The 9,247-nt window shown below is 58.8% G+C and carries 9 protein-coding genes; 5 read left to right on the top strand and 4 right to left on the bottom strand.

The window, feature by feature from the left end:
* The 3 genes from NW856_RS04735 to NW856_RS04725 form a co-directional block, all read right to left on the bottom strand.
* Positions 1 to 311, bottom strand: a 311-nt coding sequence (locus NW856_RS04735) for a DUF4388 domain-containing protein (RefSeq protein WP_414399351.1), incomplete at its 3' end; no start/stop codon positions are given.
* 332 nt (positions 312 to 643) lie between these two features.
* On the bottom strand, positions 644 to 3,238 hold the full coding sequence (locus NW856_RS04730; protein ID WP_414399350.1) for a heavy metal translocating P-type ATPase: 2,595 nt from the start codon (positions 3,236 to 3,238) through the stop codon (positions 644 to 646).
* A 159-nt stretch (positions 3,239 to 3,397) separates the two neighbouring features.
* Entirely contained in the window at positions 3,398 to 4,393 is a 996-nt protein-coding gene (locus tag NW856_RS04725) for an aldo/keto reductase (RefSeq protein ID WP_414399349.1), read from the bottom strand.
* A gap of 195 nt (positions 4,394 to 4,588) precedes the next feature.
* Here NW856_RS04725 and NW856_RS04720 point away from each other — a divergent pair, with 195 nt between their 5' ends.
* Both NW856_RS04720 and NW856_RS04715 read left to right on the top strand, forming a co-directional pair.
* Positions 4,589 to 5,086, top strand: a complete 498-nt coding sequence (locus tag NW856_RS04720) for a hypothetical protein (RefSeq protein WP_414382123.1) — start codon at positions 4,589 to 4,591, stop codon at positions 5,084 to 5,086.
* A 42-nt stretch (positions 5,087 to 5,128) separates the two neighbouring features.
* Entirely contained in the window at positions 5,129 to 6,763 is a 1,635-nt protein-coding gene (locus NW856_RS04715) for a CTP synthase (RefSeq protein ID WP_414399348.1), read from the top strand.
* A 121-nt stretch (positions 6,764 to 6,884) separates the two neighbouring features.
* On the opposite strand, the gene NW856_RS04710 is transcribed toward NW856_RS04715, so the two are convergent.
* Complete coding sequence (locus NW856_RS04710) at positions 6,885 to 7,847, bottom strand: RNA polymerase sigma factor RpoD/SigA (protein ID WP_414399347.1); 963 nt, start codon at positions 7,845 to 7,847, stop codon at positions 6,885 to 6,887.
* A gap of 278 nt (positions 7,848 to 8,125) precedes the next feature.
* On the opposite strand from NW856_RS04710, the gene NW856_RS04705 reads away from it, so the two are divergent.
* The 3 genes from NW856_RS04705 to NW856_RS04695 form a co-directional block, all read left to right on the top strand.
* Positions 8,126 to 8,311 (top strand): DUF2256 domain-containing protein, encoded by a 186-nt coding sequence (locus NW856_RS04705; protein WP_041437321.1) that lies wholly within the window; start codon positions 8,126 to 8,128, stop codon positions 8,309 to 8,311.
* Positions 8,312 to 8,360: 49 nt separating this feature from the next.
* On the top strand, positions 8,361 to 8,837 hold the full coding sequence (locus NW856_RS04700) for a phosphate-starvation-inducible PsiE family protein (RefSeq protein WP_414399346.1): 477 nt from the start codon (positions 8,361 to 8,363) through the stop codon (positions 8,835 to 8,837).
* 50 nt (positions 8,838 to 8,887) lie between these two features.
* The coding region (locus NW856_RS04695) for a peptidylprolyl isomerase (RefSeq protein WP_414399345.1) at positions 8,888 to 9,247 on the top strand (360 nt) is incomplete at its 3' end.

The following is a 9,247-nucleotide window of genomic DNA, read 5'->3' as shown; positions in this document are numbered from 1 at the left end:
TGGCCGGATTCGAGGGCAAAGAGGCTGTAGAGTCCCACCTGCAGTTGATGGCGAAAGAGCTTGGCCAAATCTACGGGCGAGATCAACCCTTGCCGCTGCAGGCAACGCCCCAGAGGCTCCTCCAAGCCCCTAGCGACCAACTGGCTGACCACCTGCTCGTCCACCAAGCCAAAGCGCGTCAGCAGGCTTTCCAAACGATGCTTTTCTTCAGGGGTGAGGGCGGCGACCACCCGACCTTGGTAAAACCAAATCCGCTGAATGCCATTGGGTGCCCAGATGGATAATTGCCCTGCTTTCTTACCCTTTTCCATTAAATGCAACAGGTCGCATAAGGAAAATTCCTGAAGATCTCCAAGCATCGCCATACTTTTGCTCCCTTCACCGCTGCAAGATGCGCTTTCTCAGTATTTTCACGGTTTTTGCTTTGCTAAGTAAGAAACCAGAAGATGCGCTTACAGCTTGGTTTCGGTCTAATCTTACAACCAAATCCTCAAAAGTTAAAGCGGATTAATCTTTTTAATCAAATGTAATCGAAGTTGCCGAATTTTTGGCTTGGACGCAGCGGAAATTGTGTCAGAAGCTCGGTAAAACCTCGGAAGACTTAACGATCGATACTTAGTCATTCGTAATTTTTAACACTTTTTTAGCTGCGGCTACTCGAAGATCTACGGGGTACAAAAGTTCGCCTCAAGAGGAGTGAGTTGAGGATTACACTGAGGGAACTTAAGGCCATGAAGCCCCCGGCAATAGCTGGGCTCAGCCCAATGCCAAAGGCGGGCAAGAGCGCGCCTGCTGCCACTGGGATCCCTACCAGGTTGTAGCCGACAGCCCAGAGGAGATTTTGCTGGATCTTGCGGAAGGTGGCGCGGCTGAGGCGGATAGCTTCGACCACATCCCAGAGGCGGTTGCGCATGAGGATGATATCGGCGGTTTCTAAGGCCGCATCAGTGGCTGAGTGCAGGGCGATGCCCACATCGGCTTGGGCCAAAGCCGGAGCGTCGTTAATGCCATCTCCCACCATGGCAACTCTCTGGCCTTGGGTCTGCAGGTCGCGGATGACTTGAGCTTTGTCTGCCGGGTGAACCTCGGCGATAACGCGGATCCCGGGCACTTGCAGAGCTTCGGCTACCTGCTTGGCCACCTCAGCCCGATCGCCAGTAAGCAGCATCACCTGCAAGCCCATCTTTTGCAGTTGTCGCAGTGTTGCCTGCGCATCGGGCCGCAAGGGATCCTGTGCTGCCAGCAGCCCCACCAAGGATCCCCCTAGAGCCACGCCCACCACTGTTTTGCCGGCTGCCAGTAGCGCCTCGGCCTGGGCCTGCGCCTCTGGGGAAATTGGGATCCCCAAAGCAGCCAGCCCATCCAGGGATCCCAATACCACTGCCTGCCCTTCCACTTGGGCAGCAACCCCTATCCCCGGCTGGGTTTGAAACTCGCCGGCGGAGAGCAACGGCAAACCCTGGGTGCGGGCGGCTTGCAAAATGGCTTGCGCCAGCGGATGGCGAGTGCCGCTTTCCACTGTGGCCGCCAGTTGGAGCAGGCGATTGGGATCCAGGGAGAGGTCAAGGCTGAGACAGTCCGTCAGGTGGGGATCCCCTTGGGTGAGGGTGCCGGTTTTGTCGAAGACCACCGTTTGCAAGCGATGGGCTTTCTCCAGAACATCTCCCCCTCGGATGAGCAAACCCCGCTCGGCTCCCAGCCCGGTACCCACCAGGATGGCCATCGGCGTAGCCAATCCCAAAGCACAGGGGCAGGCCACCACCAAAACGGCAATGGCCATCTTGAGGCTGCTGAGCAGGGGTGTGGGGTGAGGGGGATGGTCACCCAGATGCAGATGGGCGTGCAGGCTGAACCCCGCCAGGACGAAGTGCTCCGCACCGCCGCTCCCCCAGAGTGGGATCCCAACCCAGTACCAGAACCCAAAGGTGAGAATGGCCAGCGTGACCACCCCATAGGTGAAGTAGCCCGCCACCTGGTCGGCTATCCCTTGGATGGGGGCCTTGCGAGCTTGGGCCTCTTCCACCAGGCGAATGACCTGGGCCAAGGTGGTGTCTTTCCCGGTGCGCGTCGCCCGGCACAGCAGCAACCCCGATTGGTTCAGCGTTCCCGCCACCACGGGATCCCCCGCTTGTTTCAGCACCGGCAAGGGTTCCCCTGTCAGCATCCCCTCGTTGACCGTGGCCTGGCCGGCAATGACTTCTCCATCCACCGGGATCTGTTCGCCGGCCCGCACTTGGAGCCAATCCCCCACTCGCACCTGTTCGACAGGGCACCATTCTCCGGTTTGGGATCCCAGATCCAGGTTCCCCTCTGGGCTGGAAGCCAGAGATCCCGCCTTCTCTGCAGGCTGAACCCGCCGAGCCAAACTGGGACACAAGCTCACCAGCGATTGCAGGCTGCTGGCCGCCCGCAGGCGGCTGTGCTGTTCCAAGGCCCGTCCCAACAGGATGAAGCTGAGCATCATGACGGGCTCGTCGAAAAAGCACTCCCAGCCCACCTGAGGGGCCAACAACCCCGCCAGACTGGCCAGGTAGGCCGATCCGGATCCCAAGGTAACCAAGGTGTTCATGTTGGGGGCCAGCCGCCGCGCCCCTCTCCAACTATCCAGGACAATGCCGCGAGCTGGGCCGACAAAAGTCAAGGTCGCCAAGCCCCAGTGCAGCCAGACATCATTAAGGAGGGGCAAGCCCAGACGGGCGAAGAGATCCAAGTGTCCGGCGGCAGAAATCAGCAGCAAAAAAGCGGCGGTGAGCGCTTGGCGAATGTGGTGTCGGGTCTGCTGTCGCTGCCGAGAGAGGGGATCCGCAGGCACATCCAAGGCTTCTTCCCACCCACCGGGAGGGGAAGAGGGATCTTGAGAGTGCTCCGCACCGCTGACGCGAACGGAACTCCCGCCGGAGAGGGCCTCACCCTCTGAACTGTAGCGGCTGGGAAACCCTGCCTCTGTCAAAATCTGGGCCAGGTGCTGCGGGTTGGGCCGGATCCCAGGGGCAAACTCCACAAGGGCCGACTCGGTAACCAGGTTAACGCTGGCCTTAACCACCCCCGGCTGTCTCAGCAGGGCCTGCTCAACGGTGCGAACGCAGCCGGCACAACTCATGCCCCCCACGTGGAGAATCAGGGATCCCGCCTGAGAAGGCACTGTGGGCCCATTCTGGTCAGCCGGATCCCTTGGCCTGTCTGCTTTATGGGTCAAAGTGCTCCGCACTGCTGACGCGAATGCATCTGGGATGGCCATCTTTGTTCTCCCGTGGTTGACAGACTCCTGGCCCTACTGGCTGCGGTAGGACAGGGCTCTACATCCCATTTTTTGCCAAACTCAATCGTAGGACTGGGATCCCGGCGACAAAGTGCTCCCCACCGCTAACGCAAACGGCAAGGGAACAGAAGGCAACAACTAGGCAGCGCGGGCAGGCGGGGACATAAAGCTGGGGGGAATGGACTCGGGAACATACCTTTGCAAAATATCCTCGATGGTCTGCATCGCTTCCGCATCCAACGACCAGCCCCAAAGGCCGGATATTGCCTCCAGATGATAGGGCTTGCGTGCCCCCCACAGCGCCACACTCACCCCCGGTTGATCCAGCAGCCAGCGCACCGCCAACTGGGCCAAGGTCTTGCCATAGCGATCCTGAGCAAACCGGCTCAATGCCTCTGCCGCTTTTAGGTACTGGGAGTAGCGCGGTTCAACAAACTTGGGATCGATCCCGGCGCACATGTCCCCTGGGGGGAAGGTGGTTTGCGGCGTCATCCGTCCGCTCAGCAGACCTCGGCAGAGGGGACTGTACACCAAAGTGTGAATGCCGTGCTCTCGACAGTAGGGCAAGACCTCTGCTTCAATCTGCCGCTCGAACAGGTTGTAGGGGGGCTGGGCGGTGTGCAGAGGAGCCACCCGGCGAAACCGATCCATCTGTTCGGGGGAAAAGTTGCTGACCCCAATGGCGCGGATCTTGCCTTCCTGCAGCAGGCGCTGGAAAAAGGCGGCTGTTTCCTCCAGGGGCTCTAGGGGATCTGGCCAGTGTACCTGGTAGATGTCAATGACCTCCGTCTGCAGGCGGCGGAGGGAGTTTTCCAAATCCTGAGCTAGCCAACTGAGGCTGCAGTTGCGCACCACCTTGCCGTTGACCCACTGCAGGCCGGCCTTGGTGGCAATGACTAGGCGATCCCGGCAGCCGGCATCCCGGATGGCCCGTCCCAAAAGCACTTCCGAAAGGCCGCGGCCGTAGGCCGGAGCGGTGTCAAAGAGGGTGATGCCTAGGTCAATGGCCTTGCGGAGAGTGGCGTAGGCCTCCTCAGGATCTGCTGGCCCCCACCAATCCCCCGTCATGCTCCAGGTGCCCAGCCCCACGCGGCTTAGTTTTAGCCCCGTCTCGGCAAGATCGATGAACTCCATGGCAACTTCTGCGAGGCGGTCTCCTCCCGCATGCTAGCAACCGTCAGCAGGTGGGCAGTCCCCCTTGCGCCAACGACCTCCCTCTTTTAGCTGCCTTGGGAAACAGCAACCAGGCTTTTTCCTCTGCTTGTTGGGGAGAGAGGCTCAGTAGAGTAGTGATTCCAGCTAGATCACTCACTGGTAGAGGAACTGCCTATGAGATCCCTTTTCCCTCTCTGCCTGGCCGGAGCGCTGCTCTGGGGATCCTCGCTGCCCGCCCAGACCCAGGGGATTAGGCCCCTCTTTCCCGAACCTTCCCAAACCCCGCTGCCCCCCAGTCCCGATATTCCCACCCTGCCCATCGTGCCGGATCCCCGGCCTGTGCCGGCAACCCCTGCTCCCCAGCGACCGCTGCCCAGGGGGAGTTTTGAGGAGATCAGCCGCTACTTCCGCGATCTCAACCGCGCCAAAAACCTGGCCCGTCAAGCTGCCGAGATCGCCAATGGGGGCCTACAGCGCTATCGCGCCGAAGCTTCCATGCACGGGGCAGCCATCGACTCGCCGTTTGAAGAGTTTGAAGATGCTTGGATCTTCACCTTCCGGGGGGGAGAGCCCGGCTTTGTCCAGCCCAGCATTGAAACCCAGGTGCGGGTGGACAGGCGCACCTTTCAAACCACCATCCTCTACAACGGCCCCATCCGCTCTCTGCGCTGAGGGATCCCTGGCATAATCAAAAAAAGGCAAGGGATCCAAGCTATGACCAAGTTTGTCTTCGTCACGGGCGGAGTGGTCTCCAGCATCGGCAAAGGCATTGTAGCGGCCAGCTTGGGTCGCCTCCTCAAATCCCGTAACTACACGGTGTCGATTTTGAAGCTGGATCCCTACATCAATGTGGATCCCGGCACCATGAGTCCCTACCAGCATGGGGAAGTGTTCGTCACCGACGACGGCGCCGAGACCGACCTGGACTTGGGCCACTACGAGCGCTTCACCGACACCAACATGTCTAAGCTCAACAACGTCACCACCGGCTCCATCTACCAGGCCGTGATCCACAAAGAGCGGCGCGGCGATTACCAGGGCAGCACGGTGCAGGTGATCCCCCATGTTACCCAAGAGATTAAAGAGCGCATCCGGCGGGTGGCCCGCGAGACCAACCCCGACGTGGTGCTGGTGGAGGTGGGGGGCACGGTGGGAGATATCGAGTCTTTGCCCTTTTTGGAGGCCATCCGCCAATTTCGCAAGGACGTGGGCCGCGCCAATGTCGCCTATGTGCATGTCACCCTGGTGCCCCTGATCAAAGCGGCAGGGGAGATGAAAACCAAGCCCACCCAGCACTCGGTGAAGGAGCTGCGCTCTATTGGTATCCAGCCGGACGTGTTGGTGTGCCGCTGCGAACAGCCATTGCCCCGCGGGATCAAGGAGAAGATCTCCGAGTTTTGCGATGTGCCGGTGGAATGTGTGATTCAGGCTCAGGATGCCCCCAGCATCTACGACGTGCCTCTGGTGCTGGAGCAGGAGGGGTTGGCGCAGCGGGTTTTGGAGATCCTCAACCTGGATCCCCAGCAGCCCGACCTGCGGGAGTGGGAGCTCCTGGTGCAGCGGCTGCACCACCCCCAAGAGCAGGTGGAGATTGCCATTGTCGGCAAATACGTGCGACTTACAGATGCCTATCTTTCCGTGGCCGAGGCCCTGCGCCATGCCGGGTTGGCCCTCAATGCCGGCGTCACGCTGCGCTGGATCTCTTCTGAGGAGATCGAAGAGCGGGGACCAGAGGCATTGCTTTCCGGCGTGGATGGAGTGGTGGTGCCAGGGGGGTTTGGCAATCGCGGCATCGAGGGCAAAGTGGCCAGTATTTGCTACGTGAGGGAGCGGGGCATTCCCTTTCTGGGCCTGTGTCTGGGCATGCAATGCGCGGTGATCGACTGGGGATGTCACATTGCCCATCTGGAGCGGGCCAACAGCTACGAGTTTGACCCCGATACCCCCCACCCGGTGATCAGCCTCTTGCCGGAGCAGAAAGATGTGGAAGATCTGGGAGGAACCCTGCGGCTGGGCCTCTATCCCTGTCGCATCATGCCCAATACCCTAGCGGCCAAGCTCTACGGTGAGGCCATCATCTACGAGCGCCACCGCCATCGCTATGAGTTTAACAATGCCTACCGCAGCCTTTTTCTGGACTCTGGTTATATCATCAGCGGAGTCTCGCCGGATAACCGCTTGGTGGAGATTATCGAGCTGCCCAGCCACCCCTTTTTCATCGCCACCCAGTTCCATCCGGAGTTTCGCTCCCGCCCCAACCGCCCCCACCCCCTCTTTTTGGGGTTGATCGAAGCTGCCCTGCGCAGCCGCCCTCAGCCTCACCCCCTGCAGTTGCAGAAGATGGGCTAGTTGACAGATCCCTTGTCCAAAAGTGGGGGCACGCCTCTGGTCCTGGTTCTGCAGAGCTTTGCTGAACATAAACTGCTGCGGAATCCTGGGTTTCGCCTGTGGAGCAGCCGTGGCCTACTGCCTAAAACGAGGTCATCCAATCTGCCAAAATTTCCTGTCGGCGTGGATGGCGCAGTTTGCGCATGGCTCGTGCTTGAATTTGTCGGACGCGCTCTCGAGACAGGCCGAAGAGCTGACCAATTTCGGAGAGAGTGTGCAGGTGGCCATCTTTCAGCCCATAGCGGAGCTTGAGGATTTCTTGCTCTCGGGGGCTGAGCTGCTCCAGCATTTCTTCCAGTTGGGCAGACAGCAGGTGCAAGTCCATTTGGGATTCGGGAGTGAGGCTGTTGGCGTCCTCGATAAGCTGCATCAGCTCCCTATCCTCCTCTTTGCCAACCGGAGTATGTAGCGAAAGGGTTTGGCGACCGGCTTCCAAGAGGGTTAAGAGAGCGTCCAGCTTGTCGGGGGAAATCTCCAGAGCTTCGGCAATTTCCGCTTGGGTGGGGCGACGGTTTAGGGCTTCGGTCAGATCTCGCCGGATCCGCTTCACCTGGTTGAGCTTTTCTACCATGTGCACCGGGATCCGCACCAGGCGCCCCTGATTGGCAACGGCGCGGGTGATCCCTTGGCGAATCCACCAGTAGGCGTAGGTGGAAAACTTGTAGCCGCGTTCGTACTCAAATTTTTCTGCGGCTCGGATCAGGCCAATGGTGCCTTCTTGAATCAGATCCAGAAACGGCACACCGCGATTCAAATACTTTTTGGCAATCGAGACCACCAAGCGCAGGTTGGCCCTAACCAATTCCCGTTTCGCCCGTTCCCCGGCGGCTCCCCCCTCTGCAATCAGCCGTCCCAATTTCACTTCCTGCTCGGCATTGAGGAGTGGGTAGCGAGCCATTTCCCGCAAAAATATGCCCACCGAGTCCTCCGACAGCGAGGCTTGAGTTGCCCGGTTGCCGGGTTTGCTGAGCCGTACCTCAACCCGCTTCAGTGGAGGAGGAGAGTTCTGAACAGCTACATTCGTCCCATTTGGTTGAGATTTCATACAAACTCAAGCTCAAGTTCACAAGCGGGTGTTAAGAACTTTACTCAGTACAGGATGGAGGCAGCTAACCTTTCAGCAAACCCAACTTCCTTCAGGGATCCCTGCAGACACAGGGCAGAGATCTCGCCGGATTTCAAGAGGCTACTCGATTTCTCTAGGTTCAGACTTCAGCTTTTGCTAAGGTGGGGCGCAGGCCAAGCACCCCCGTGATGGTAACGGTCAGCATCCGGTAGGATTGTTAAACTGACTACAGAGTTGACCTTGTTTTGCAGTGCACCATGCCACGCCAACGGAAGAAATCGGATTTGCCCAGCAAAATTTGTCTCACCTGTCAGCGACCCTTCACCTGGCGCAAAAAGTGGGCCGACTGTTGGTCGGAGGTGAAATACTGTTCTGAGCGGTGTCGCAATCATCGCCCCAAGGGATCCCTGCCTGCTTCCCGGCAAGACGGTTGGGACGGATAATGTTGTCTCAGGATCAGGACATAAGGGTTTGGATCTGTCGGGGTTGGCGATGCGGTTTCTCAAGTGGCTGTTGCACAATCCCCACGAGACAGAAGAGGAGGATCCCTTTTTGCGGGCCATTGCCCGCATCGAAAGCCTGATCTCGAAGCTGCTTTCAATTTTGATGATCGGGCTAATCGTAGTAGCAGTGGTGGACTTGGCCCGGTTCTTGGTGGCAGATTTGTTGATGGAGCCAACTGGGTTTTTCTCCACCACTTTAATCGAGATCTTCGGCCTCTTTTTAAATATTCTGATTGCGCTGGAAATTCTGGAGAACATCACCGCCTACTTGCAAAAGCAGGTGGTGCAGGTGGAGCTGGTGATCGTCACCTCTTTGATTGCGGTGGCCCGCAAGATCATCATTTTCGATTTCGAGAAGCTGGGGGGGTTAGATCTCATCGGGTTGGGGGCAGCGACGTTGGCCCTCTCGGTGAGTTATTGGCTGGTGCGGCGAGCCAAGCCTCCATCCAAGTCCAGGGAAGATTAAGCTCGGACAGAATCCTGGTACGATGGGGATGGAGCTTTCCTGCAAGAATTGTGCGTGGGCGATCTAAGTTGGCCAGCCTGGTGAAGTTAGCTGTGCTGATGGTGGTGCTTTGGGTGGGGCTGAGTGCTCTCCCTGTCTTGGCCCGCCCGCATTCTTCTCGCGATTTGCTCCTGGCACAACACTTGGGCAAACCCGTGAAAACCTACAACAGTCCCCCGCCGATGGTGATCGACCCGGCCAAGTCCTACACGGCCACGATGGAGACCACCGCCGGCACAATGGTTCTGGAGCTGTTCCCGCAAGAAGCTCCCCTCGCCGTCAACAATTTCGTCTTTTTGGCCAACGACCACTTCTACGATGGTGTCATCTTTCACCGCGTGATTCGGGGCTTCATGATCCAAGGCGGGGAT

Source organism: Synechococcus sp. R3-13, from assembly GCF_047462195.1.
Taxonomy (GTDB): Bacteria; Cyanobacteriota; Cyanobacteriia; order Thermostichales; family Thermostichaceae; genus Thermostichus.
Note: the sequence above shows the minus strand (reverse complement) of the source record. Positions and strands in the feature narration are given on the sequence as shown.